Origin of the sequence: Paraburkholderia lebeckiae (assembly GCF_050436325.1) — a bacterium.
Taxonomy (GTDB): domain Bacteria; phylum Pseudomonadota; class Gammaproteobacteria; order Burkholderiales; family Burkholderiaceae; genus Paraburkholderia; species Paraburkholderia tuberum.
This window is the reverse complement of record NZ_JBNDLZ010000003.1, coordinates 2,909,549-2,932,237: the sequence shown is the minus strand read 5'-3', so window position 1 is coordinate 2,932,237 and position 22,689 is coordinate 2,909,549. Positions and strand designations below refer to the sequence as shown.

Sequence of the window (22,689 nt, the reverse complement as noted above, 5' to 3'; positions counted from 1 at the left end):
TGCACCGCGCGACGCGCGCGCGGCAACGTGATGAAAAAAGGCGTTCACGGGTTCCAGTGCACGAAGTTGCGATACACGCGCAAACCCGCCTCGGCGCTCTTTTCAGGGTGGAATTGGGTGGCAAAGATGTTATCCCGCGCTACCGCCGAGGTAAAGGCCACGCCGTAGACCGTTTCGCCCGACGTATGCGCCGGGTTGTCCGGCACCACGTAGTAGCTGTGCACGAAGTAGAAGAACGCGTTGTCGGCGACACCGTCCCACAGCGGATGCGGCTGCGCCTGACGCACGCGGTTCCAGCCCATCTGCGGGACCTTGAAGCGCGAGCCGTCGTCCTGCACCTGGCCTTCGAGCTCGAAGCGCACCACCTTGCCGGGCAACAGACCCAGACCCGGCGTGTCGCCTTCGGCGCTCCAGTCGAACAGCATCTGCTCGCCGACGCACACACCCATCAGCGGCTTGCTGCGCGACGCCTCGACGACCGCTTCCTGCAAACCGGACGCGCCGAGACTGCGCATGCAGTCGGGCATCGCACCCTGGCCCGGCAGCACCACGCGGTCGGCCGAGCGGATCGCTTCCGGACGATCGACGATCGCCACGTCCGCTTCCGGCGCCGCTTTACGCAGTGCCTGGGCAACCGAGCGCAGGTTGCCCATTCCGTAATCCACAATCGCTATCGAAGTTTTCATTTCAAGTTTGGCCGCTCAGCCCTCGATCCATCGATGCCGCCGCGCGGTGTCAAACGACGAGCCGGCAAATGCGGTCCTGCCCGATGAGTCGCTTGAAGGTGAGTGGCCTGAAGACGTTGGAGGCGGTGAAACCCGTGTTAAAGCCTGCTACGGCCGTTACGTCAGAGGCTGCCCTTGGTCGACGGAATCTGTCCGGCCGCGCGCTCGTCGAGTTCGACGGCCATGCGCAACGCACGCCCGAATGCCTTGAACACCGTTTCGAGCTGATGGTGCGCGTTGATGCCGCGCAGGTTGTCGATGTGCAGCGTTACGCCGGCATGGTTCACGAAGCCGCGGAAGAATTCAATCGACAGGTCGACGTCGAACGTGCCGATGCGCGCGCGCGTGAACGGCACGTGAAATTCGAGGCCCGGACGGCCGGAAAAATCGATCACGACGCGCGACAGCGCTTCGTCGAGCGGCACGTAGGAATGGCCGTAGCGGCGAATGCCCTTGCGATCGCCGATCGCCTTCGCGACGGCCTGGCCGAGCGTGATGCCGGTGTCTTCGACCGTGTGATGGTCGTCGATATGCAGGTCGCCATGCGCTTCGATCTCGAGGTCGAACAACCCGTGGCGGGCGATCTGGTCGAGCATGTGGTCCAGGAACGGCACACCGGTGGTCAGCTTCTGCTGGCCGGTGCCGTCCAGGTTGATCTTCACACGGATCTGCGTTTCGCTGGTGTTGCGAACGACTTCCGCAAGGCGCATGGCAATTCCTCGAATCTGGCTTAAAAGCGCTAGTAATTTGGGGTGGACAAACTGGCGGGCTGCTCAATGCAGCCGTTCAACGCAGCGGCTCAGTGCCGCCGCTCAATGCGGCGGGTTACCGCAACACGAGTTTCAGGCCGGCGAGCAACTGGGCGTTCTCGTTCGGCGAACCGACGGTCAAACGCACGCAATTGGCCAGCAATGGATGCATTTTACTCACGTTTTTGATCAGAATCCGCGCCGTTAGCAGGGTCTCGATCAATACCGACGCATCGGGCACCCGCACGAGCAGGAAGTTGCCCGCGCTAGCGAACACTTCGGCGCCCGGCAGCGCGGCCACCGCCTGCGCGAGTTTCTCGCGTTCGTCGCGCAATTGCGCGGCCTGCGCATCGAGCACGCCGATGTGGTCCAGCAGGAAATCAGCGGCGGCCTGCGTCAGCACGTTGGTGTTGTACGGCGGGCGCACCTTGTCGAACTCGGTCAGCCACGCGGGCTTGCCGACCAGGTAACCGAGGCGAATGCCGGCGAGGCCCAGCTTCGACACCGTGCGCATCACGACGACGTTGTCGAACTGGTCGGCGCGCGGCAGCCAGCTCTTCTGCGCGAACGGCTGATACGCCTCGTCGATCACGACGAGGCTCTTGCCCGCCGCGGCGATGATGCGCTCGATTTCGGCGTCATCGAACAGCGTGCCGGTCGGGTTGTTCGGATACGCGAGATAGATGATCGCCGGTTCATGCTCGGCGATCGCCGCGAGCATCGCGTCGGTATCGAGCGTGAAGTCGGCTTTGAGCGGCACGCCGACGAATTCGAGATGCGCCAGCTTCGCCGACATCTGATACATGACGAAGCCCGGCACCGGCGCGAGCACCTTCGCGCCCGGCTTCGCGCACGCGACCGACATGATGCTGATGATTTCATCCGAGCCATTGCCGAGCAGCACGTCGCACGCCGCCGGCACGCCCATCACGTGACGAATGCGCTCGATCAACTGCTCGGGGCGCGGCGCCGGATAACGATTCAGCGCGACGCCGGCCAGACGCTGGCCGAGATGCGCCGCAAGTTCCGACGGCAGCGGAAACGGATTTTCCATCGCGTCGAGCTTGATGAAGCCGGTGGCATCCGGAACCGGATAGCTCGTCATTGCGAGCACGTCGCTGCGGATGATGTCTTGAGGTGTCGTCATAGGTTCGGGGGCCGGGCCGGGCGAAAGACGCCGGGTCGGCGTCGTCAGCGCGGGGCGCTGGGGTTGGTCTCTATTGTCGTTATTAAACGGGGCGGGTGGGCTCGATACGTCGCACGAGCGGGTGGAAGCCGGAAAACATGGAAGCCGGTCGATGCGGCGGCGGTTGCGGCCCTCGCCGCTTCTCCTGTTCCCGCTTACGCCTGCTTGAGTTCCGCCGCGCGCCAGCGCGATCAGCGCTCCGCCTCAGCCGCGTTCGTTGTTGTTCTGCCGCATCCGGTATTCGGCGCTGCGTGCGTGCGCTTGCAGACCTTCGCCGTATGCCAGTTCCGCGGCAATCTCGCCGAGCGTCTGCGCACCTTCCGCGCTGACCTCGATCAGGCTCGAACGCTTGAAGAAATCATAGACGCCGAGCGGCGACGAAAACCGTGCGGTACGCGACGTCGGCAGCACATGGTTCGGGCCCGCGCAGTAGTCGCCGAGGCTCTCGCTCGTGTAACGGCCAAGGAAGATCGCGCCTGCGTGACGGATCTGCTGCGCCCACTGATGCGGCTCCAGCGCCGAAATTTCAAGGTGCTCCGGCGCGATGTCGTTGGCGATCGCGCAGGCCTCGGCCATGTCGCGCACCTTGATCAGCGCGCCGCGGTTTTCGAGCGACGTGCGGATCACTTCGTGGCGCTGCATGGTGGGCAGCAGTTCATCGATCGCTTCCTGCACGCGCGCGATGAACGCGTTGTCGGGGCACAGCAGGATCGACTGCGCGAGCTCGTCGTGCTCGGCTTGCGAAAACAGGTCCATCGCGACCCAGCGCGGGTCGGTCGTGCCGTCGCACAACACGAGGATCTCCGACGGCCCGGCGATCATGTCGATGCCGACCGTGCCGAACACGCGACGCTTGGCCGACGCGACGTACGCGTTGCCGGGGCCGCAGATCTTGTCGACCGCGGGCACGCTCGGCGTGCCGTACGCGAGCGCGCCCACCGCCTGCGCGCCGCCGATCGTGAACACGCGATCGACGCCACCCAGCAGAGCCGCCGCGAGCACGAGCGGATTCTTCACGCCTTCCGGCGTCGGCACGACCATCACGATTTCGCGAACGCCGGCCACCCGCGCCGGTATCGCGTTCATCAGCACCGACGACGGATACGCGGCCTTGCCACCCGGCACGTAGATCCCCGCGCGATCGAGCGGCGTGACCTTCTGGCCGAGCACGGTGCCGTCGGCTTCGGTGTACTGCCAGCTATGGCTGCCGCACTCGATCTTCTGCTTCTCGTGATAGCCGCGCACGCGTGCCGCCGCCGCTTCGAGCGACGCGCGCCGCTTCGGCTCGAGACTTTCGAGCGCCGCCTCGAGCTCGGCCATCGGCAGCTCGAGCTCGGCCACGCTTTTCGCATCGACGCGATCGAAGCGATTCGTGTACTCGAGCACCGCCTCGTCGCCGCGCGTCTTCACGTCGTTCAGAATCTGCGCGACCGCGCGCTCGATGGCTTCGTCTTCGCTCGCCTCGAACGCGAGCACCGCATGCAGCGACTTGTGGAAGTCGCGAGCGGTGGAATCGAGTTTGCGAATCTTGGTAGACATACAGGTATCCGTTTCGGTAAGGCGCGCTATCAGTGCAACGTCACATTGCCATCGTCAGTCAGGCCGCCGGGGCGGCGGTTTGCGACGAAGCATTGGCAAACGCGTCGAGAATCGGCCGCAACGCGGCGCGTTTGAGCTTCAGCGCTGCCTGGTTCACGACGAGGCGCGACGAAATCTGCATGATCTCCTCCACCTCGACCAGATTGTTCGCGCGCAGCGTATTGCCCGAGCTGACCAGGTCGACGATCGCGTCGGCGAGACCAACCAGCGGAGCGAGTTCCATCGAACCGTACAGCTTGATCAGATCGACGTGAACGCCCTTGGCGGCAAAATGCTCACGAGCGGTTTCAACATACTTGGTCGCGACCCGCAGACGCGCGCCCTGGCGCACCGCGTTCGCATAATCGAAACCGGCCGCGACCGCGACCGACATGCGGCAACGCGCAATGTCCAGATCCACCGGCTGATACAGGCCGCTGCCGCCATGCTCGAGCAGCACGTCCTTGCCAGCCACGCCGAAGTCGGCCGCGCCGTACTCGACATAGGTCGGCACGTCGGTCGCGCGCACGACGATCACGCGCAGGTTCGGGTCGGTGGTCGGCAGAATCAGCTTGCGCGACGTCTCGGGATCTTCCGCTACCTCGATGCCCGCCGCCGCGAGCAGCGGCAGCGTTTCCTCGAAGATACGCCCTTTCGACAACGCGAGCGTGAGCGGCGCGCTGACCGCCGGCGACGACGACGTTTGCGGCATCGAACTCATGCCCCGCTCCCGGAAACCCGGCGCACCTTCGCGCCGATCGCATTGAGCTTCGCTTCCATGCGGTCGTAGCCGCGATCGAGGTGATAGATGCGGTCGATCAGCGTCTCGCCCTCGGCGCGCAGCGCGGCGATCACCAGACTCGCGGACGCGCGCAGATCGGTGGCCATCACCTTCGCGCCGGACAGTTTTTCGACGCCGGTTACGAGCGCCGTGTTGCCGTCGATCGTGATGCTCGCGCCGAGACGGTTCAGCTCCTGGACGTGCATGAAACGGTTTTCGAAGATCGTCTCCACGACTTGCGACGTACCGTCCGCGATCGTGTTGAGCGCCATGAACTGCGCCTGCATGTCGGTCGGAAACGCCGGGTATTCGGAGGTGCGGAACGTGACCGCGCTCGGGCGCCTGTCCATGCGCACGCGCATCCAGTCGTCGCCTTCCTCGACCGTGACGCCCGCTTCGCGCAGCTTTTCGGTGACGGCTTCAAGCAGCAGCGGACGCATCTTGCTCAGCGTGACGTCGCCGCCGGCCGCCGCGACCGCGCACAGGAAAGTGCCCGCTTCGATGCGGTCCGGGATCACCGTGTGCTTCGCACCGTGCAGCTTGTCGACGCCATGGATCACCAGACGGTCGGTGCCGATGCCTTCGATCTTCGCGCCCATCGCGACGAGCAGATGCGCGAGGTCGACCACTTCGGGTTCGCGCGCGGCGTTCTCGATGACCGTCTCGCCTTCGGCGAGCACCGCCGCCATCAGCAGGTTCTCGGTACCGGTCACGGTAATCATGTCGGTGACGATGCGCGCGCCCTTCAGACGCTTCGCGCGCGCTTCGATGAAGCCGTGCTCGATCGTGATCTCGGCGCCCATCGCCTGCAGACCCTTGATGTGCTGATCGACCGGACGCGCGCCGATCGCGCAGCCGCCCGGCAGCGACACGCGCGCATGACCGAAGCGCGCGACGAGCGGACCGAGCACGAGGATCGACGCGCGCATCGTCTTCACCATTTCGTATGGCGCGACGAGATTGTCGACCTTCGACGCGTCGAGCGCGACGCGCCCTTCCCCGGCTTCGATACGCACGCCCATCTGGCCGAGCAGCTTGAGCATCGTGCGCACGTCCTGCAGATCGGGCACGTTCTCCAGATGCACCGGATCGGCGCTCAGCAGACCCGCGCACAGGATCGGCAATGCCGCGTTTTTCGCACCCGAGACAACAACTTCACCGGAGAGCGGGTAGCCACCTTCAATGATGAGTTTATCCATGCCTGTGGGTTCCTGATCGGCCCGGTTCGCGTCCGGACCTGCCTTGTCTGTGTTCGGCGCGCCGCTAGCGGTGTCGCGCCCTTCCTGAGTAATTCGCACTAAATTTCCAGATTACGCGTTCTGCCATTCGGCGGGCGTCAGCGTCTTCATGCTGAGCGCGTGGATTTCTTCGCGCATGCGGTCGCCGAGCGCCGCATACACGAGTTGGTGACGCTGGATCAGGCGCTTGCCTTCGAAGTTCGGCGAGACGATCGTCGCAAAGAAATGCTGACCGTCGCCTTCGACTTCGAGATGCTCGCACGCGAGTCCAGCTGCAATGTACTGTTTGACCTGTTCGGGAGTCGGCAACATGAGAGAAGCTCCTCGTCAGTGGCGCAGCTTGTAGCCGGTAGCGAGCATGCGCATCGCCACGACGGCCAGCACCACGAAGAAACCGGCGACGATCGCGAGGCTCACCAGCGGGTCGATATCCGACACGCCGAAAAAACCATAGCGGAAGCCGTCGATCATGTAGAAAAACGGATTGAGCCGCGATACTTCGCGCCATACGGGCGGCAGCGTATGCGTCGAGTAGAACACGCCCGACAGGAACGTGAGCGGCATGATCAGAAAGTTCTGGAACGCGGCGAGCTGGTCGAACTTCTCGGCCCAAATGCCGGCGATCAGACCCAGCGTGCCGAGAATCGCCGCGCCGAACATCGCGAACACGATGATGTAGAGCGGCGCGGTGAAGGCGAGCGGCACGAACCAGATCGTCACGATGAACACGCCGAAGCCGACACACAGCCCGCGCGCCACGGCCGCGAGCACGTAGGCCGCGAACATCTCGTGGTGCGACAGCGGCGGCAGCAGCACGAACACGAGGTTGCCGGTGATCTTCGATTGAATCAGCGACGAAGAACTGTTCGCGAACGCGTTCTGCAGCACGCTCATCATCACGAGGCCCGGAATCAGGAAGCTCGTGTATTCGACGCCCGGATAGACCTGCACGTGGCCGCGCAGCGCGTGGCCGAAGATGGTCAGGTAAAGCAGCGCGGTGATGACCGGCGCGAGCACGGTCTGAAACGACACCTTCCAGAAGCGCAGCAGTTCTTTGTAAAACAGCGTGCTAAATCCACTGTACCCGCTCATGCAAGCCCCTCGATCACTTCTGGACCGTTCATCACCTGAACGAATACGTCTTCGAGGTCGGCCTTGCGGACCTCGATTTCTTCGAATGTACAACCGGCCGCGCGGCATTGCGCGAGGATGCGCTCGACGTCGTCGTAGCTCGTCAGGCGCAGCAGATGCTGGCGGCCATTGCCGTTGCCGGCGCCGCTTTCCGCCTCGAGCGGACGCAGCTCGGCGGGCAGCACGCCCTGCGCGAAGCGTACGAACAGTTGCATGCCGGCGAAACGCTGCAGCAGTGTGCCGGTGCGATCGAGCGCAACGACCTCGCCACGGCGCAGCATCGCGATGCGGTCGCACAACGATTCGGCTTCTTCAAGATAGTGCGTGGTCAGCACGATCGTGTGGCCTTCGCGATTCAGGCGCGAGATGAACTTCCACAGCGTCTGGCGCAACTCGACGTCGACACCCGCGGTCGGCTCGTCGAGCACGATCACCGGCGGGCGGTGCACAAGCGCCTGCGCGACCAGCACGCGGCGCTTCATCCCGCCCGACAGCGCGCGCATGTTGGCATCGGCCTTTTCGGTGAGATCGAGATTGGCCATGATCTCGTCGATCCACGCGTCGTTGTTGCGCAGCCCGTAGTAGCCGGACTGGATGCGCAAGGTTTCGCGCACCGTGAAGAACGGATCGAACACGAGCTCCTGCGGCACCACGCCGAGCGCGCGGCGCGCGTTGCGGAAATCGTCGACGACGTCGTGACCGCGCACCGCGATGCTGCCTTCGTCGGCGCGGGCGAGACCCGCGAGTATGCTGATGAGCGTCGTCTTGCCCGCGCCGTTCGGACCGAGCAGTCCGAAGAACTCGCCTTCTTCGACCGTGAGGCTGACGCCCTTGAGCGCCTGCAAGTCCTTGTAGCGCTTCTTGACGTTACGAATTTCTATGGCTGACATGACTATGGGCCGCGTGCGTCGCGGCACCTGAAGTAACCCCAATGAAGCTTGGGGACGCGCAAATGCTGGAAGAAACGGAACCGGGGCCGATTAGGGGGCCAGTTCAACGCCCCAAAAAAACGTTTGATTATAGGGCAAAAACTGAAAACCCCGGCCTGGCCGGAAGGAGGGAGACGACGCTAGAGGAGCGTCAATGTCGCGCTGACGCAACCATGCTGGAGGCGCCAGAAGAGAGAAGCGTATCGACGCCGTAGGCCTGCGCGAGACTGGCGAGCCCAGCCGGCAGATTGACGATTTCGAACTTGCCGCCGCGCGCCGCCGCGGCCCGCACCCACGCGAGCAGGACGGCGAGCGCCGACGAATCGAATTGCGTGAGCGGCGCGCAATCGACGCCGCCCGCACCCGCCGCGATGCGTTGCAGACCCGCCGCGAGCGCGGCGTTCGCGCTCGCGTGGGTCAGCGTCGTGCCGCTGTCGAAGCGGTTAGCAACCGGATTCAGCACGTCGCTCACGACTGCTTGCCCGCGGCGAGTTGCTGATTGCGCTGCGTGAGGAACTGGATCAGTCCGTCCACGCCCTTCTGCTGGATCTGCTCGTTGAACTGCTGCTGATACGCCTGGATCAGCCACGCGCCGAGCACGTTAATGTCATACACGCGCCAGCCCTGCGCCGTCTTGTACAGGCGGTAGTCGAGTTCGATCGGCTGGCCGTTGTTCATCACGACCGAGCGCACCACCGTGTCGGTGTCGTCCGGGTTCATGCGGAACGGCTTGTACTGGATCTGCTGGTCGCGCACCTGCGCGAGCGCGCCCGAGTACGTGCGGATCAGCAGCATCTTGAACTGCTCGACCACCTGGTTCTGCTGTTCGGGCGTCGCGGTGCGCCAGTTACGGCCCATCGCGAGCTGGGTGGTGCGGCGGAAGTCCGTGTACGGCAAGATCTTTTCGTTGACGAGCGCCGTGATGTGCTTGATGTCGCCCTGCTGGATCGACTTGTCGCCGCGAATCGCGTCCATCACCTGCTGGGTGACGGTCTTGATCAACGCGTCGGGCGCGTTGGTGTCGACGGTTTGCGCCGATGCGCCCGCGCTGATGAACGAAAACAACGCGGCAAACAACGGAATCAGGAAGAATTTTTTCATATCGAGCTTTGCCTCAAAAATAGTGCAACAGTTTGGACCGACCTTATCACGCGAGTTCGACGGCAATCCATGCGCAAACTGCGAGAGTCGTATCGATCTGTTACGGCTGCACGTTCAATGCAATCTTAGGGACGGGAAGTTGAAGCGTGTAGGCGGCACCAACTGACCGGCCGGAATTTGCGTTTCCGGGCCGCCTTTCAGGTCGAGAGGCGGTGTTTCGGCGCCCGACGCGGCCTCCGGTGCCGACGCGCCTTGCGGCGTGCCCACAGCCGCGCCGGATGCGGGTGCCGCCTTGGCCGCCGCCGCACCCTGCGTACCCGCGGCGGCGCCTGCCGCGCCGGTTACGGCGCCGGCCGGCGCGCCTGCCGCCCCCGTAGCCGCGCCCGTCGCGGCACCCGTCTCGCCTTCGTCGTACTTCGGCAGCGGCGCTTCCTCGTCGTAGCTCGGCAGTTCCTGCGGACGCCGGCGGTTATCCGACAACAGATACTGCCGGCGCTGCAGATACGCGTTACGCACGAACGAGTATTTGTCGAGCGCCGCGCCTTCCAGCAGGTTGCTCGCTCCGAGCAGGTTCGCGCGCGTGTTGACGATGTTCAGGCCATACAGCGCCCAGCTCAGGCCCGGCGGGTCGACGTAGCTGATCGGGTTCACGTAGTAGTTGCCGAGCGAGCCGACCGCATCGCGCACCGTGCTCGGCCCGAACAGCGGCAGCACCAGATAGGGGCCCGCCGGCACGCCGTAGTGGCCGAGCGTCAGACCGAGGTCGTTGTCGTGCTTCGGGAGCTTCGCGAGCGTCGCGACGTCGAACAGGCCGCCGACGCCGAACAACGTGTTGATCACGATCCGCATGATGTCGGACACGCCGTCGGCGATGCGCAGCTGCAGCAGGTTGTTCGCCGCGATATAGACGTCGCCGATGTTCGAGAAAAAGTTCGTCACACTGTCGCGAACCGGCTGCGGCGTGACCCAAACGTAGCCCTGCGCAACCGGCTTCAGCGCGTACTGGTCGATCTTGTCGTTGACGGTGAAGATCGTACGGTTCAACCCTTCGAACGGATCGCCCTTGGTAGGCGTCTGCACGGTCGTGCAACCGGCGAGCAGCGCAGCCGCCACGGCGACCTTGCCGAACTGTAGGACGCGCGCGCCGCTGCGCGGGGTCTGCAGTGTCGTCTGCATCTAATTCTCCTTGTTGGCCTTACTGGCCGGCAGCGCCGGAGGCCGGCGCGCCCGGCGCCGGTGCAGGGGCGGATGCGGCGGGCTTCGCCGCGCCGGAATCCGCGGCCTTGCTATACAGGAACTGGCCGATCAGGTTTTCCAGCACGATCGCCGATTGCGTCATCGAGATCGTATCGCCGGCTTTCAGCATTTCCGAGTCGCCGCCCGGCTCGAGCCCGATGTACTGTTCGCCGAGCAGACCCGAGGTCAGGATCTTCGCCGAAGTGTCCCTCGGAAACTGGTATTGCTTGTCGATATCGATCGTGACGAGCGCCTGGTAGGCGTTGCTGTCGAAGCCGATCGACGCGACCCGGCCGACCGTCACGCCGGCGCTCTTGACCGGCGCACGGGGCTTCAGCCCGCCGATGTTGTCGAACTTGAGCTTGACCGGGTAGGTTGCCTGGAACGACAACGAGCTCATGTTGCCGGCCTTCAGCGCAAGAAACAGCAACGCCACGAAACCCAGCACCACGAACAGGCCGACCCAGAAGTCGAGAACATTCTTTTTCATCGTCATCCCAAAGTGAATCCGCCGCGCCGCCACTTCCCGCCGTGCGCGGCGCATCATGCACCGCCGGCAGCCGGCACGCTGCGCGGTCTTAGCTGAACATCAGTGCGGTCAGCAGGAAATCGAGCCCGAGCACCGCGAGCGACGCGTACACGACCGTGCGGGTCGTCGCGCGCGACACGCCTTCCGGCGTCGGCTTCGCCTCGTAGCCCTGAAACAGCGCGACGAAGGTCACCGCGAGGCCGAACACCACGCTCTTGACGACCCCGGCGCCGACATCGCGCCACACGTCGACGCCGCTTTGCATCTGCGACCAGAATGCGCCGGCATCGACGCCGATCAGCAGCACGCCCACCACGTAACCGCCCAGAACGCCGACCGCGCTGAAGATCGCGGCGAGGATCGGCATCGACACGATGCCCGCCCACAGGCGCGGCGCGATCACGACCTTGACCGGATCGACGGCCATCATTTCCATCGCGGTGAGCTGCTCGCCCGCCTTCATCAGGCCGATTTCCGCGGTCAGCGACGTGCCCGCGCGCCCGGCGAACAACAGCGCGGTCACGACCGGCCCGAGCTCGCGCACGAGCGACAGCGCGACCAGCAACCCGAGCGCCTGCTCGGAGCCATAACGGTTCAGCGTGTAATAGCCCTGCAGCCCGAGCACGAAGCCGACGAACAGCCCCGACACCGCGATGATCACGAGCGAATAATTACCGACGAAGTGGATCTGCTTCGTGACAAGACGCGGGCGGCGCAGCAGCGGGAAAAATTCGAGCACGAGCCGCAGGAAGAAGCGCGTCGCGTAGCCGGCGGTGCCGAGCCCGGTGATGACCGAGCGACCGATCGTACTGATCATGACTGGCCTCCGCCGATGCCGAAGTCCGCCGCGAGCGGCGTCTGCGCCGGATAGTGGAATCTGAACGGGCCGTCCGGCGCGCCGTCGATGAACTGCCGCACGGTCGGATCGGTCGACGCGCGCAGTTCGTCGGGCGTGCCCTCGGCAAGCACACCGCCGTTGGACAGGAAGTACACGTAGTCGGCGATCGCGAATGATTCCGGCACGTCGTGCGTGACGAGAATCGACGTGGCGCCGAGCGCCCGGTTCAGCGTGCGGATCAGGTTCGCGGTGATGCCGAGCGAGATCGGGTCGAGACCGGCGAACGGCTCGTCGTACATCATCAGTTCGGGGTCGAGCGCGATTGCGCGCGCGAGCGCCACGCGTCGCGCCATGCCGCCGGAAATCTCGGACGGCAGCAGGTCGCGCGCGCCGCGCAGACCGACCGCGTTGAGCTTCATCAGCACGAGGTCGCGCAGCAGTTCTTCGGGGAGGTCGGTGTGCTCGCGAAGCGAGAAGGCGACGTTTTCGAACACCGACATGTCGGTGAACAGCGCGCCGAACTGGAACAGCATGCCCATCTTGCGGCGCAGCGCGTAAAGGCCTTCGCGCGTCTGCTCGCCGATGTCCTCGCCATGGAACAGCACCTGGCCGCGCTGGGCGCGCACGAGGCCGCCGATCAGCCGCAGCACCGTGGTCTTGCCGCAACCCGAGCCGCCCATGACCGCGACGACCTGACCGCGACGAAAGCGCAGATTCAGATTCGACAGGACGAGCCGGTCGCCGTAACCGAAGTCGACGTCGCGCAGCTCGAGTAAGGTCTCGGGATAGGAAGGCACCAAACTGACGATCCTTTTACAGGGAAGGCCGAATTATAGGGCCATCATGCAAAAGCTGCCGTGAGGTGCCCCGTTCCTTGACTATGCCTGACGATTATTGCGTAAATGTGTGTTGCAGTGCAGAAACGGCGGCGGCCGGGTCGGCCGCTTCCGTCACCGCGCGCACCACGGCCGCGCAGCCGACACCGGTCGCGAGCACGTCCGGCAGCACCTGCAGGTCGATCCCGCCGATCGCGACGAGCGGCACCACGCCGTCGAGCAGCCGCACGTAGCGTGCGAGGCGCCGCAAGCCCTGCGGCGCGGTCGGCATCACTTTGGTGGTGGTCGGGAACACGGCGCCCAACGCAATATAGCTCGGACGGAAATGCAGCGCCTTCAGCATCTCGTAGAAGCCGTGAGTCGACAGACCGAGCCGGATGCCCGCGTCGGCCAGCGCGGACAGATCCGCGGTATGCACGTCTTCCTGGCCGAGGTGCACGCCGTACGCGCCCGCCTCGAGCGCCGCCTGCCAGTGATCGTTGATGAACACCTGCGCGTCGTGCGCGCGGCCGGCCGCCACGCAGCGCGCGATTTCGCGCTTCAGCTCGTCGGCTGGTTCGGCCGACTTGCGGCGCAACTGCACCGTCTTCACGCCGAAGCCGACCACCCGTTCGACCCAGTCCGCGGTCGGCAACACCGGATACAGGCCGAGCCTTGCCGGGCAGCGCGGGAACGCCTTGGCGGGTGCCGCCGGCAGGTCGGTAAGGCGCGGAAAGCGAGCGAGGTCGGCCGGGAAAGCATCGTCGGTGCGGGTTTCGTCGCCATCGCGCCACGCGAGCGCGAGCACCAGCGCGTCGTGCGGATCGAAACCGCAGTCGAGGAACGCGGCAAGCGCGGGAATCCAGTCTTCCGCCAGATGGCCTTCGAGGCCGTATTTCTCGCCGCCCAGATGCAGCGTCGCGCGGTTTTCCGCGGCGACGATCACGCCCGCACCCCGCGTCAGCCAGCGCGCGATCTGCTCGCCGTGCTGCTGTGCGTCAGCGATCACGATCAGGTCGCCACCGTTCGGTTCGTCGGGTGCGATCAGGCAGATGCGCCACGGCGCGTGCGTCGGCGGCCAGTCGCCGAGACGTGCGCGGATGCGCTCGGCGGCTTCGATGAGTTCGTCGGCCGTCGGCCAGAACAGATCGCGGTCCTTCAGCGTCAACGTCTGAGTCATGCGGTACCCCCATCCTGATGCCAGAACGGCATGCCGACCACCGGCGTGCTCGCGTGCGCGCTCTCGCGCTCGGCCATCGGGCCCGCGAGATACGCTTGCCGACCCGCCTCGACACCCAGCGCGAACGCGCGCGCCATCGCGTCGGGGCGCGTCGCCTGCGACACGGCCGTGTTCAGCAGCACGCCGTCGAAGCCCCACTCCATCACCTGGGCCGCATGCGAGGGCACGCCGAGCCCGGCGTCGACGATCAGCGGCACGTCCGGCAGCCGCTCGCGCAACACGCGCAGCCCGTATGGATTGATCACGCCCTTGCCGGTGCCGATCGGCGCGCCCCACGGCATCAGCGCCTCGCAGCCGGCGTCGAGCAGACGGCGGCCGATCACCAGATCTTCGGTGCAGTACGGCAGCACCTTGAAGCCATCCTTGACGAGACGCGCGGCGGCTTCGATCAGGCCGACCGGATCGGGCTGCAGTGTGTAGTCGTCTCCGATCAGTTCGAGCTTGATCCACTCGGTCTCGAAAATTTCGCGCGCCATGTGCGCGGTCGTCACCGCTTCACCGACGCTCAGGCAACCCGCCGTGTTCGGCAGCAGCGGCACGCCGTGGCGCTTGAGCAGATCGAAGAAGCCGGCTTCGGCGTTGCCCTCGTTCATCTGACGGCGCAGCGCGACCGTCACCATGCCGGGGCGCGCGGCGTCGATCGAATCGGACAGCGATTGCAGCGACGGATAGCGCGATGTGCCGAGCAGCACGCGGCTTGCAAAAGTTTGACCGTATAGCGTCAGCGCGTCGGCGGTCTCGTGAGAAGTCATTTGCATCATCCTGGTTTGCCGTCGCGGCTAGAACTGACCGCGTTGCGGCAATGGGTTTTCGGCGACGGTTGTTGCGTTCGGTAAGCGACAGGCTGGCGCGGTCGCGCTCAGCCGCCCGCGACCGGCTGCACGACGTCGAGCCGGTCGCCCGTTTGCAACGCGCGCGCCGCATGCTGCGCACGTGCGACGAAATCGCCGTTGAGCGCGACCGCGAACGGCGGACGCGCGCCAAAGGCGGCGAGCGCATCGGCGACAGTCGCGCCCTCGGGCAGCGACAACGGCTTCTGATTGATATGAATGTCCATGGTGTTCGAATACGGTTCAATCGATGGCGCAAGCGGCATCGCGCGCGGCACGTCGGCCGCTACGCTCGGGCCGGCTCGCACGCGAAATGCTGCTGGAACAGCTCGCTCCAGCGTGAGTCGCGCCGCCAGCCGGCGAATGTGTCGGCATCACCGACGCGGCCGTCGAGCAGCGCGCTCGCGAAACGCACGGCTTCGTCGGCGACTTCGGGCGCGATCATGTAGCCGTGCCGGTACAAGCCGTTCACGCGCAGCGTGCGTGCGCCGTCCCACAGCAGCGCGGGACGATGATCGGGCAAGGTCGGCCGGCACTGCGAATTCAGCTCGAGAATGCGCGCCTCGCCGAAGCCCGGGTGCACCGAAAACGCCGCGCTCAGCAACTCGAGCGCCGAACGCACGCTAACGGGCGACATGTCCTCGCCCTCTATCTCCGTCGCGCCGATCACGTAAAGACCGTTCTGCTTCGGCGCGATATACAGCGGGTAGCGCGGATGCAGTAGCCGCACCGGGCGCGTCAGCTGCAGGTGAGGCGCATGCACGCGCGCAACTTCGCCGCGGATGCCGCGCAGCGTCGGCAGCACCGGCTTCGCGCCAAGCCCGCGGCAATCGATGATGATGCCGGCGTCGGGCAGCGATGCGTCGTCGATCGGCGTGTTCCAGTGCGTGTCGACGCCGCGCTCGGCAAGCCCGGCCGCGAGCGCGGACAGCACCTGGCGGTTGTCGAGCTGGCCTTCTCGCGGCAGCAGCCAGCCTTGGCTGAAGCGGCCGGCCAACGCGGGTTCGGCGGCGCCGAGCTGCGCGCCCGCCAACGCGACGAAGCCGCCGTCGAGCAACTCGGCCGGCGCGTTCGCACGCACGCGCCGCTCGAATAGCGGCGCCTCAGTGCGATCCGCGTGATGCCAGACGACGAGCGTGCCGTTGCGCTGGAAAAACACCGGCTCCGGCAGTTCGGCAAGCACGCGCGGCCAGCTTTCGAGCGAACTCGCGCCAAGCCGCGTGATCAGCAGCTCGGCGCTCGCGGCCTCTGCCAGCGGCGCGAGCATCGCGGCGGCGACCCACGCGGCAGCCTGCGAACCGGTGGCATCGCCGCGCTCGTAGAGCGCCACGCGATGCCCGTCGCCAGCGAGGCGCCACGCGACCAGCCGGCCACACAGGCCGCCGCCGAGCACGGCGAAATCGGGTCGGGCGGGACGGTTCATCGCGCGCGCTCCGTTCGACTGCGCTGGGCAGAACCAAAACGGCACGGCTCGCCCGAGGCGGCGTGACGAAGGGAAAAATGCATGTCTGAAGAATAGGCGGTCATCGAGTCCTTTCCGTACGGCCAAAAACGCACGTACCCAGGACGAAACCGGCGGGTGAAGCCGGCCGGTCACGACGTGCGCATGTGAGCTGCGCTCGCCGCCCGGCGGGGAATGGAAGACGGTTGCTTCCGGAAACTTCCCGCGCCGGTATTACCCGGATCGGGTGCAAAGGGTCTCTCTCAGCCTCGCCGCCCCGGCATGAAAGTCATGCCGCCTGTGGGCGAAGCACCCCTGTTTCGTCGCAGGTCATTAGACCATAAAAGGCGCAGCGCCCGCAAACCAGCGCTCCGCGGTCGCCACCCCAGTTTTGATCTGGCACCGTCTATCGAGATGCCGGTGCGAAGCGGCCCGGCGCTCTGGCACAATGCCGTGACCGGTGCCGCAAAAACGCGGCGCGCGCGGCGCTCGTGGCCGCATGCGTGGCGGCGGCACCCCAGCGGATGCCGGCCCCGAAAATTAATTTTCGCTTAAGGGCGTCACGCCAGAATCGGGCGCCCGTCCGGGCTCACGTTCATCGAGCGTGATAGCGCGATGCCCGGCCAGGTATCGCAGACCCGCGGCAGCCAGACCCTCGCAAAGGGGCCTGCTGTTTGCAGGATCGCCCGACATGGGTCAACCAGATCGGACCCGTACGCCGGAATGGCACTTCGGGTCAGCACTTCATCAGGACGCTCATGACACCACATACTTCCGCCAGCCCCGCGCTGCCGCCCGACGAAAAGGTCTCCGCGTGGACCCTGATCAAGCCCTACTGGGTTTCCGAGGAACGAGGCATCGCGTGGGGGCTGCTCGTCACGATCATCGTGATGAATCTGCTCGTCGTCTGGATCAACGTGCGCCTGAATAGCTGGAGCAGGGACTTCTACAACGCGCTGCAGGCGAAGAACGTCCACGACTTCCCGCACCTGCTGATGGTCTTTACCGGACTCGCGTTCGGTTTCATCATCCTCGCCGTGTATGGACGCTATCTGCGCCAGATGCTCGGCTTCCGCTGGCGCCAGTGGCTGACCACCCGCTACCTGAACGAGTGGCTCAACGACAGCGCGTTCTACCGCATCGAGCGCGACCGTCTCGCCGACAACCCCGACCAGCGGATCAGCGACGACCTGCAGTCGTTCGCGACCACCACGCTGTCGCTGACGCTCGATCTGCTGTCGACCGTCGTCACGCTCGTGTCGTTCATCACGATCCTGTGGTCGCTCGCGGGCGCGTTGAGCATCTCGCTCGGCGGCATGCCGCTGCAGATCCCCGGCTATATGGTGTGGGCCGCGGCGCTGTATGCGGTGGTCGGCTCGCTCATCACGCAGAAGGTCGGCCATCCGCTCGTGTCGATCAACTATCAGGCGCAGAAAGTCGAGGCCGATTTCCGTTTCGGTCTGATCCGGCTGCGTGAGAACGCCGAGCAGATCGCGTTCTACAACGGCATGGAAACCGAGAAGACGAACGCGCGCACGCTGTTCGGCCGTATCCGCGACAACTGGTGGCAGGTAATGAAGTACACGAAGCGCCTGACCTTCGTGCTGAGCTTCTACGGCCAGATCGCGATCATTTTCCCGATCGTCGTCGCCTCACCGCGCTACTTCGCGGGCGCGTTCACGTTCGGCGTGCTGATGCAGATTTCGAGCGCGTTCGGCACGGTCAGCGATTCGTTCTCGTGGTTCATCAACAGTTATACGAGCCTCGTCGAATGGCGCGCGACCGTGAACCGGTTGCGCGAATTCAAGCGCGTCGTGCATTCGCCACGTCTGAAGGAATCGGTGTCGCCGGCCACGGAACACGGCGGCATCAATCTGCATTTCGTCGACAGCAACACGCTTACCACCGACAGCCTCCAGCTCGCGCTGCCCAATGGCAACCCACTGTCGCGCATCCGCGATATCGCGATCCGGCCGGGCTCGCGCTGGCTCGTGCGCGGTCCGTCGGGCGCCGGCAAGAGCACGCTGATGCGCGCGCTCGCGGGCCTGTGGCCGTTCGGCGACGGCTCGATCGACGCACCGGTCAACGCGCGCATGATGTTCATCCCGCAGGTCAGCTACATGCCGATCGGCACGCTGAAGGCGGCGCTGGCGTATCCGTCGGCGGCGGACACCTATGGCGACGACGACTGCCGCGACGCGCTCATTACCTGCCATCTGTCGGAATACGCGGACCGTCTGCAGGAAACCGCGCACTGGACTCGCGTGCTGTCGCCGGGTGAGCAGCAGCGCTTCGCCGCCGCGCGCGTGCTGCTGCACAAGCCGGACTACCTGTTCCTCGACGAAGCGACCAGCGCGCTCGACGCGGAAAACGAGTCGCGGCTCTATCGGCTGTTCACCGAGCGGTTGCCGAAGGCTGCGATCGTCAGCGTCGCGCATCGCGAATCGCTCGCAGCGTTCCATGACGAAACGCTCGACGTCGAGCGTTCTGCCGAAGCGGTAGCGGCGTGAGCGACGCGAGCGGCGCTCACGTCAGCGAAGCGCACGGCGCCGCCGCTCGCGTCGTGCTGATCACCGGCGCCGGTTCCGGCATCGGCGCGGCGCTCGCACGGCGCCTCGCGGCGCCGCATACGTCGTTGATGCTGCACGCGCGCGGCGCAGACGACGCCTCCCGTCGACGGCTCGTGCAGGTTGCCGCCGACTGCACGGCAAGCGGCGCACGCTGCGCGACGGTGTTCGGCGACCTCGCCGAGCGCGGTGCGGCGGAGCACGTGATCCATCAGACGCTCGCGAGCTTCGGCGCACTCGATCAACTGGTCGCGAACGCCGGCCATGCGCAGCGCCAAACGCTGGCCGCGCTCGATCCCGACACCTTCGGCGCCGCCTTCGCCGCGATGCCGGCCGCCTTCGCCGCGCTCGTGCGGCGCGCGATGCCCGCGCTCGAAACATCGAAGCGCGGTCGCGTGGTCGCCTTGAGTTCGTTCGTCGCGCATCGCTATCGCGCGGATGCGCCATTCGCCGCGACGGCAGCCGCGAAAGCGGCACTCGAAGCGCTTGCGAAAACGGCGGCCGCGGAGCTCGCGCCGCTCGGCGTGACCGTCAATTGCGTGGCGCCGGGCTACACGCGCAAGGATCGCGGCCCAAGCGCCGACAACGCGGCCGTGTGGGCGCACGCCGCCGAAGCCACGCCGCTCGGTCACGTCGCCGAACCGGGCGACGTCGCCGCGCTGATCGCATTCCTGCTGTCCGACGCGGCACGCCACATCACCGGCCAGGTGATTCACATCGATGGCGGCTTGACGCTCGGTTAAGCCTCGCCTGCGCGCCGGCATCTCCGGACGCAACATCCGGAAAGACACGAGAAGAGTTCGAAAGCATTTGCGGAGCGCGCAAGCTGTTCCGCGCTTTGAAAATGCCTGCGAGCAGCGACGATAGTCGTACGGGCCGCGCCATGCGCCGGCCTTCGTTGATGTCAGTCACGTCTCTCATCGCAACCGATCTTCGGACTCCTCGCCCATGTCATTCGCTCGCCGTGTTTCACCTTTGCTCCCGTCTTTGCTCCCGCGCATCGCGCTCGCCTGCGGCGCGGCGCTGCTGCTCACGAACGCCGTCGATGCCGCACAAACGACCGAGCCGAACCAACCCGCCGATATCTGCCCGGCGCTCACGCATATCGTCGAAGCGAGCGATTTCCGGCAACTGCCGGGCGAGGCCGCCGCGCAACTGCCGGGTGTCTCCCGTACCGACGATTGCCGCGCCGGCCCGAACGCGTACGACTGCCACTGGCGCGCGCACTGGCAAGCCGACGGCGTCATCAACGATCCGCTCGAAGAACTCGGCGCCGACATCGCCGCCTGCTTTCCGCGCGTCGTGCACGACGTCAACACACCCGTGCGCCAGCATTTCGTCGTGACCACCGACGCCCACCGGGTGAACGTCACCGCGAGCGTGCAAGGTCAGAACGAACTGCGACTGCGCGTGACGCGCTGAGCGCGCGGCCGTCGCTGCTTTTGATGCTTCATCGCATTTTGTGACCGGGATCGGGCGCTGCCTCATGACCTCGTCGCCGACCGTCCGCGCGCCAGCGGCAACCAGGCATTCGCGCCTGTGTCTGGTCGCCTCGCTGATATGCCGGCGTCGTTGCGCCCTTGCCGCCTTCGCCGCGACGCTGACGCTCGCGCTCGACGGCTGCGCCTGGACGCTGATGCAGGCCGCCGACGCCACCGGCTCCGTCATCCAGGCCGGCTACGCGATCGCGTCGAACTACTCGTCGCCGACCTTCGTCAACGGGCGGCCCGCGGATTTGCAGCACGTCTGCATCGAAGTGAACCCGACGGTGTCGGTCGGCGATTTCGTGCCGGCGCTGCAACTCGCGCTCGAACGGCGCGGTATTCGTTCGGACGTCTACAATCCCGGCACCTCGCCGGCCGGCTGCGAAGCGCGGCTCGTCTACAACGCCGCGATCGACTATGGCCGCCGCTCGTTCAGCGACGAATCGATCCAGTACCTGTCGATCATCGATCTGACGCTGATCCAGAGCGGCCGCATTCTGGTCACCGCGCGCTATCAGACCGGCGGCCTGAACACCGACCGTTTTTCGTCGGCCTCGGTCAAGCTCGGCGGACTGATCGAGCGGATGGTGGTCGATCGGACCGATTTCCCGCGTCAAGCGCAGCAACAGCAGACCCTGCAAACCTCGCAGGCCTTCCCGCCGCCCCGCTGAGTGCCCGCGGCTTTGCTTTCGCTTGCAGCGCCTTACACGGGAAAGGATTGGAAAGCGGTATACGCTTTGCGCGGCCCGTGCGCATCACTAAGATGACCTGAATGAACCAGACCATCCTGATCGTCGACGACGATCCCGTCGTACGCGAGCTCGTCAGCGAATATCTGCACGGCCGCGGCTTCAAGGTCGCCACGCTGGAAAATGGCTTGGCGTTGCAGCGCAGATTGCAGCACGAGCGGCCCGCGCTCGTCGTGCTCGACATCATGATGCCGGAGCTCGACGGCATCAGCGCGCTGCGCGCCCTGCGTGTCGCCGGCGACGACATTCCCGTGATCCTCCTGACCGCGCGCGCCGACCCGATCGATCGCGTGATCGGCCTCGAACTCGGCGCCGACGATTATCTCGGCAAGCCTTTCGAACCGAGCGAGCTCGTCGCGCGGATTCGCACCGTGCTGCGGCGTCGCGGCTCGATTGCGCCGGGCGCGCCCGAACAGCGCGCGCCCTATCATTTCGGCCGCTTCGAAGTGAATTTCCCCGCGCGCGAACTGCGCCGCGACGGCGATCGCATCACGCTGCGTTCGAGCGAATTCGCGATGCTGAAGGTGTTCGTCACGCACGCGATGACCGTGCTCACGCGTGCGCAACTGCTCGAAAAACTGCACGGCAATAGCGAAGCGCATCGCAATCGCAGTCTCGACGTATCGATCTGGCGCTTGCGCCGATTGATCGAAGTGGACCCGTCGGAACCGCGCTACGTGCAGACGGTGTGGGGACGCGGCTACGTGTTCGTGCCGGACGGCGAGATCGGCGCGGCCGAACGCGGACCTGCGCCGCCGCCCGGTTAGCGGCGCCTGATGGTCGAAGCCGGCTGATCCGGCCCACGCGTCGCACGTAACGCGCAGCGCGGGGTCGCGCGCACCGCGCTGGCCCGGCTGACGGTCAAAACGTCAGCACACTCAGAAACATCCTCTGCAGCCAGCCCATCGTCGTCGCATCGTTGACCATGCCGAGGCCCGCCTGCTCGATGCGCGCGTTCGCGACCTTGCTCGACGCGACGTAATTGCCTGCTTCGATGTCCTTGGGATTGACGATGCCCGAGAGTCGAAGACGGTCGCGGGTCCCGCTCATCGCGATCACCTTCTCGCCTGACACGACGAGATTGCCGCCCGACACCATGCCGATCACGGTCACGGCTAGCGTGCCCGTCATGTCGCTGATGTCGCTCAGATTGCCCTGCCCTTTGTAGTCGGTGCTGGCAGAGCCGATGTTGAACAGTTTCGCGAGTCGCGCGGCGGCATTCGTCGATTGATCCGCGGCGGTCGCGGTGATGCTGCTCGCGCGGTTCGCCGACGCGCTCGCGCTGTTGTTGCCGCTATACGATTCCGACAGCCGGATCGTCAGCACGTCGCCGACGTGCTGCGCGCGCGGCGTCTCATACAGCAGCAGCGGCGCGCCGGCCTGATAGATCGCGCCTTGCGTGTTGACGTTCAACGGCGCGGACGCGAGCGGCGGCGCCATCGGCGTTTCGACGATCGACCTGGTCTGCGCGCTCGAACAGGCCGCGAGACAGCTCGCGGCGCCGAGCACGAGGGTGAGACGTAGCGCGGTCATGCTGGCTCC

Annotated in this window: 25 protein-coding genes and 1 riboswitch; of the genes, 5 read left to right on the top strand and 20 right to left on the bottom strand. The window is 65.7% G+C overall.

The annotated features are described in order from the left end of the window. Positions 1-44: 44 nt before the first annotated feature. The 19 genes from hisH to OKW44_RS31375 form a co-directional block, all read right to left on the bottom strand. Positions 45-686: an imidazole glycerol phosphate synthase subunit HisH gene (hisH, locus tag OKW44_RS31465; RefSeq protein ID WP_026225712.1), complete on the bottom strand. Its 642-nt coding sequence runs from the start codon at positions 684-686 to the stop codon at positions 45-47. A 161-nt stretch (positions 687-847) separates the two neighbouring features. Continuing rightward, positions 848-1,435, bottom strand: a complete 588-nt coding sequence (gene hisB, locus OKW44_RS31460; protein WP_018420068.1) for an imidazoleglycerol-phosphate dehydratase HisB — start codon at positions 1,433-1,435, stop codon at positions 848-850. A 115-nt stretch (positions 1,436-1,550) separates the two neighbouring features. Next, entirely contained in the window at positions 1,551-2,621 is a 1,071-nt protein-coding gene (hisC, locus tag OKW44_RS31455) for a histidinol-phosphate transaminase (RefSeq protein ID WP_018420067.1), read from the bottom strand. A 243-nt stretch (positions 2,622-2,864) separates the two neighbouring features. Beyond that, positions 2,865-4,199, bottom strand: a complete 1,335-nt coding sequence (gene hisD, locus OKW44_RS31450) for a histidinol dehydrogenase (protein ID WP_018420066.1) — start codon at positions 4,197-4,199, stop codon at positions 2,865-2,867. 58 nt (positions 4,200-4,257) lie between these two features. Beyond that, positions 4,258-4,959, bottom strand: coding sequence for an ATP phosphoribosyltransferase (gene hisG / locus OKW44_RS31445; RefSeq protein ID WP_018420065.1), 702 nt, complete (start codon positions 4,957-4,959; stop codon positions 4,258-4,260). Next, positions 4,956-6,218, bottom strand: coding sequence for a UDP-N-acetylglucosamine 1-carboxyvinyltransferase (gene murA, locus OKW44_RS31440; protein ID WP_018420064.1), 1,263 nt, complete (start codon positions 6,216-6,218; stop codon positions 4,956-4,958). The genes hisG and murA overlap by 4 nt, the downstream gene beginning before the upstream one ends. A gap of 111 nt (positions 6,219-6,329) precedes the next feature. Then, entirely contained in the window at positions 6,330-6,569 is a 240-nt protein-coding gene (locus tag OKW44_RS31435; RefSeq protein WP_008918725.1) for a BolA family protein, read from the bottom strand. Between the two features lie 15 nt (positions 6,570-6,584). Beyond that, entirely contained in the window at positions 6,585-7,349 is a 765-nt protein-coding gene (locus tag OKW44_RS31430) for an ABC transporter permease (protein ID WP_018420063.1), read from the bottom strand. After that, a complete protein-coding gene (locus OKW44_RS31425) occupies positions 7,346-8,278 on the bottom strand; it encodes an ABC transporter ATP-binding protein (protein ID WP_018420062.1) in 933 nt (310 codons plus the stop codon). Before OKW44_RS31425 ends, OKW44_RS31430 begins: the two co-directional genes overlap by 4 nt. 190 nt (positions 8,279-8,468) lie before the next feature. Then, the gene (locus tag OKW44_RS31420) at positions 8,469-8,789 is read right to left on the bottom strand and encodes an STAS domain-containing protein (RefSeq protein WP_018420061.1); all 321 of its coding nucleotides are present in this window, start codon (positions 8,787-8,789) and stop codon (positions 8,469-8,471) included. After that, positions 8,786-9,418, bottom strand: a complete 633-nt coding sequence (locus OKW44_RS31415) for an MlaC/ttg2D family ABC transporter substrate-binding protein (protein WP_018420060.1) — start codon at positions 9,416-9,418, stop codon at positions 8,786-8,788. Before OKW44_RS31415 ends, OKW44_RS31420 begins: the two co-directional genes overlap by 4 nt. Positions 9,419-9,532: 114 nt before the next feature. Next, positions 9,533-10,594, bottom strand: coding sequence for an MlaA family lipoprotein (locus OKW44_RS31410; protein WP_018420059.1), 1,062 nt, complete (start codon positions 10,592-10,594; stop codon positions 9,533-9,535). Between the two features lie 19 nt (positions 10,595-10,613). Then, positions 10,614-11,144 (bottom strand): outer membrane lipid asymmetry maintenance protein MlaD, encoded by a 531-nt coding sequence (gene mlaD, locus OKW44_RS31405; RefSeq protein ID WP_035470668.1) that lies wholly within the window; start codon positions 11,142-11,144, stop codon positions 10,614-10,616. A gap of 88 nt (positions 11,145-11,232) precedes the next feature. Continuing rightward, entirely contained in the window at positions 11,233-12,000 is a 768-nt protein-coding gene (mlaE, locus tag OKW44_RS31400) for a lipid asymmetry maintenance ABC transporter permease subunit MlaE (protein ID WP_018420057.1), read from the bottom strand. Beyond that, entirely contained in the window at positions 11,997-12,821 is an 825-nt protein-coding gene (locus OKW44_RS31395; protein WP_018420056.1) for an ABC transporter ATP-binding protein, read from the bottom strand. The genes mlaE and OKW44_RS31395 overlap by 4 nt, the downstream gene beginning before the upstream one ends. Before the next feature lie 91 nt (positions 12,822-12,912). After that, complete coding sequence (thiE, locus tag OKW44_RS31390; RefSeq protein ID WP_018420055.1) at positions 12,913-14,016, bottom strand: thiamine phosphate synthase; 1,104 nt, start codon at positions 14,014-14,016, stop codon at positions 12,913-12,915. Next, positions 14,013-14,828 (bottom strand): thiazole synthase, encoded by an 816-nt coding sequence (locus tag OKW44_RS31385; RefSeq protein ID WP_018420054.1) that lies wholly within the window; start codon positions 14,826-14,828, stop codon positions 14,013-14,015. The genes thiE and OKW44_RS31385 overlap by 4 nt, the downstream gene beginning before the upstream one ends. Before the next feature lie 107 nt (positions 14,829-14,935). Continuing rightward, entirely contained in the window at positions 14,936-15,133 is a 198-nt protein-coding gene (gene thiS, locus OKW44_RS31380) for a sulfur carrier protein ThiS (protein ID WP_026225709.1), read from the bottom strand. A 59-nt stretch (positions 15,134-15,192) separates the two neighbouring features. Further along, positions 15,193-16,329, bottom strand: coding sequence for an FAD-dependent oxidoreductase (locus OKW44_RS31375; RefSeq protein ID WP_018420052.1), 1,137 nt, complete (start codon positions 16,327-16,329; stop codon positions 15,193-15,195). 221 nt (positions 16,330-16,550) lie between these two features. After that, positions 16,551-16,674, bottom strand: a riboswitch (TPP riboswitch). Positions 16,675-17,105: 431 nt separating this feature from the next. On the opposite strand from OKW44_RS31375, the gene OKW44_RS31370 reads away from it, so the two are divergent. From OKW44_RS31370 to OKW44_RS31350, 5 genes are all read left to right on the top strand, one after another. Then, positions 17,106-18,857: an ABC transporter ATP-binding protein/permease gene (locus OKW44_RS31370; RefSeq protein ID WP_018420051.1), complete on the top strand. Its 1,752-nt coding sequence runs from the start codon at positions 17,106-17,108 to the stop codon at positions 18,855-18,857. Further along, positions 18,854-19,657 carry an SDR family NAD(P)-dependent oxidoreductase gene (locus OKW44_RS31365; RefSeq protein ID WP_018420050.1) on the top strand — a complete coding sequence of 268 codons (804 nt, stop codon included), beginning with the start codon at positions 18,854-18,856 and terminating at the stop codon, positions 19,655-19,657. The genes OKW44_RS31370 and OKW44_RS31365 overlap by 4 nt, the downstream gene beginning before the upstream one ends. A 205-nt stretch (positions 19,658-19,862) precedes the next feature. Then, complete coding sequence (locus tag OKW44_RS31360) at positions 19,863-20,336, top strand: hypothetical protein (protein ID WP_026225708.1); 474 nt, start codon at positions 19,863-19,865, stop codon at positions 20,334-20,336. A gap of 64 nt (positions 20,337-20,400) precedes the next feature. Next, on the top strand, positions 20,401-21,069 hold the full coding sequence (locus tag OKW44_RS31355; protein ID WP_280784710.1) for a hypothetical protein: 669 nt from the start codon (positions 20,401-20,403) through the stop codon (positions 21,067-21,069). A 101-nt stretch (positions 21,070-21,170) separates the two neighbouring features. Beyond that, positions 21,171-21,914 (top strand): response regulator, encoded by a 744-nt coding sequence (locus OKW44_RS31350; protein WP_018420197.1) that lies wholly within the window; start codon positions 21,171-21,173, stop codon positions 21,912-21,914. A 94-nt stretch (positions 21,915-22,008) separates the two neighbouring features. Here OKW44_RS31350 and OKW44_RS31345 read toward each other — a convergent pair whose 3' ends face one another. After that, a complete protein-coding gene (locus OKW44_RS31345) occupies positions 22,009-22,680 on the bottom strand; it encodes a flagellar basal body L-ring protein FlgH (protein WP_018420196.1) in 672 nt (223 codons plus the stop codon). Positions 22,681-22,689 lie beyond the last annotated feature (9 nt).